Origin of the sequence: uncultured Porphyromonas sp., from assembly GCF_934359325.1 — a bacterium.
Taxonomy (GTDB): domain Bacteria; phylum Bacteroidota; class Bacteroidia; order Bacteroidales; family Porphyromonadaceae; genus Porphyromonas_A.
The window spans coordinates 1-2,777 of sequence record NZ_CAKRLH010000208.1 but is presented as its reverse complement, the minus strand read 5'-3'; the positions used below and the strand labels follow the sequence as shown (position 1 = coordinate 2,777).

2 protein-coding genes are annotated in these 2,777 nt (G+C 59.5%); both read left to right on the top strand.

The annotated features are described in order from the left end of the window. On the top strand, positions 1-2,100 hold a 2,100-nt coding region (pheT, locus tag Q0F21_RS06960), incomplete at its 5' end, for a phenylalanine--tRNA ligase subunit beta (protein WP_297238593.1). Positions 2,101-2,133: 33 nt separating this feature from the next. After that, positions 2,134-2,777: YebC/PmpR family DNA-binding transcriptional regulator (locus Q0F21_RS06955; RefSeq protein ID WP_297238592.1), on the top strand; the 644-nt coding region annotated here is incomplete at its 3' end.

Below are 2,777 nucleotides of genomic sequence, written 5' to 3'. Positions count from 1 at the left end.
GAGGACTCCTTCGGCATGATCTGCGCCGAGGACGAGATCGGACTCGGCACCGCCCACGACGGGATCATGGTGCTGCCGGACGACATCCCCGCCGGGACCGAGGCGGCCGACTACTTCGGCGTACACTCCGATCAGGTGATCACGATCGACATCACCCCCAATCGCGTCGACGGTACCTCTCTCTACGGCGTGGCTCGCGACCTCTACGCTTACCTCCGCTCGCGCGGACTTCGTACGGCGCTCCACAAGCCTGAGGTGAGTGAGATAAAGGGGGAAGGACACCCAGTGAGCCTACATATCGATGCCCCGGAGGCTGTTCCTCGCTATGCAGGAGTGGTAGTACGAGGTCTGAAGGTCGGTCCCTCGCCGAAGTGGCTTCGCGAGGCACTTGAGACGATGGGCGTCCACCCGGTGAATAATGTGGTCGATGCTGCCAACTTTGTCCTCATGGAGATCGGACAGCCGCTTCACACCTTTGATCTCGATAAGGTCAAGGGCGGCGAGGTGCACGTCCGGCTCGCTAAGGCGGGTGAGAAGCTCACTGCACTGGACGGCAAGGAGTACGAGCTTACGGAGAGGGATCTGGTGATCGCCGATGCCGCCGATCCGATCTGCATTGCAGGCGTGATCGGTGGGAAGGACTCCGGCATCACTGAGGAGACGACCAATATGTTCCTCGAGTGTGCCACCTTTCACCCCACGTACGTCCGCAAGACCGCCCGCCGGCACGGGCTCAATACAGACGCCTCCTTCCGCTACGAGAGAGGGCTGGATCCCAATGAGATCCCCTACGCCCTCCGCCGCGCCGTGGACCTGATCACCGAGGTGGCAGGGGGCGAGGTGGCGAGTGCCATCTTCGACGAGTACCCCGATCCCGTAGGTCCCTACAAGATCGACCTCTCGTGGAAGCGACTCTACGACCTGATCGGCTTCGAGATCGACAAGGCTCAGGTGCGTAATATCCTTGAGTCGCTTCTGATCACCATTACCGGTGAGGACGAGGAGGGGATCCACGTGGAGGTACCGCGCTATCGCTACGACGTGACACATGACGTGGACCTGATCGAGGAGATACTCCGCATCTACGGATACAATACCTACCAGGCACCTGACCAGCGACTGACCCTGACGATGGGCGCGCCCTCCTACCAGGATCAGAGCGTCCGCTACCAGCAGGTGATCAGCGAGCAATTGGTGGGAGCGGGATTCTTCGAGATCCTGAATAACTCCCTCTCCAAGGAGTCCTACTACAGCGACGAGGAGAGCAGCAAGCGGGCAGTCAGGGTGATGAATCCCCTCTCCGCCGATCTCTCAACCCTTCGTCAGACTTTGGTCCACGGCGGACTGGAGTCGATTGAGCGGAATCTGAATCGCAAGGCGACGAACATCCGTTTCTTCGAGTTTGGCAACACCTACACCCGCGTCGACGAGAGGGAGGAGAATCCGCTACGTGGCTTCCACGAGAGCTTCCGCCTCGGGCTCTGGATGACCGGGGATACCGACACCGGCAACTGGATCACCCCTGAGCGGGAGGTCTCTGTCTATGAACTGAAGGGAGTCCTCGAGCAGATCCTGATTCGCATGGGCGTGAATGCCGGAGAGGTCAGCAGCGAGCAGAGGGAGGACGACCCGCTCTACGAGAAGTGCCAGATACTCTCGCTCAAGGGTGGCGAGGTCTTCGCCCGCTGGGGACTCCTCGACCGGGAGATGCTGACGACGATGCACGACATCGACGTGCCGGTCTACTTCGCTGAGATCAAGTGGGACATCCTGCTCCACCGCGTCCTCGGTCGACTGACCAAGGCGACGAGCATCCCCCGCTTCCCCTCCGTCAAGCGCGACTTCGCACTCCTCGTCGACAAGAGTGTCACCTTCGATACCATCAAGCAGGCGGCAGAGAAGGCGGAGCCCAAGCTGCTGAGGAGCGTCGAGCTCTTCGACGTCTACGAGGACAAGACCCTGCCCGAAGGCAAGCGGTCGTATGCGGTCACCTTTGAGCTCCTTGACCCAGACAAGACGCTGAGCGATAAGGCGATCGAGAAAGCAATGCAGAAAATTTTCAACCAAATCGAGCACGCTACCGGAGCGACCCTCCGATAAAACGGTCGACTGAGACTATAGATACAGACAATCATGGGAAGAGCATTTGAGTACAGAAAAGCGCGTAAGATGAAGCGCTGGGGTAATATGGCCCGCACCTTTACCAAGCTGGGTAAGGAGATCACTATCGCGGCACGCGACGGCGGTCCCGATCCCGACACCAACCCCCGCCTGCGCGTACTCATCCAGACCTCCAAGAAGGAGAATATGCCCAAGGAGAATGTCCAGCGTGCGATCAAGAAGGCGACGGACAAGGATCAGGCCAATTATGAGATCGTGACGTACGAGGGCTATGCTCCGCACGGCATTGCGATCTTCGTGGAGACCATGACCGACAATACGACCCGCACGGTGGCCAATCTCAGGAGCTACTTCACTAAGTTCGGCGGAAGCCTCGGGGTGAATGGTAGTGTGGAGTTCCTCTTTGATCACAAGGTGGTCTTCACCGTCACGCCCAAGGAGGAGGGCAAGGAGTACGATCCCGAGGAGCTGCTCCTGGAGCTGATCGATGCCGGTGCGGAGGATGTCTCCAAGTCGGACGACGGCTATACGGTGACGGGAGACTTTGCCGTCAATGGCGACCTGCAGTCCGCACTCGAGGGTATGGACTTCGAGATCCAGTCGGCAGACTTCATCCGCGAGCCTAAGATGACGAAGGAGATCACTCCCGAGGAGCG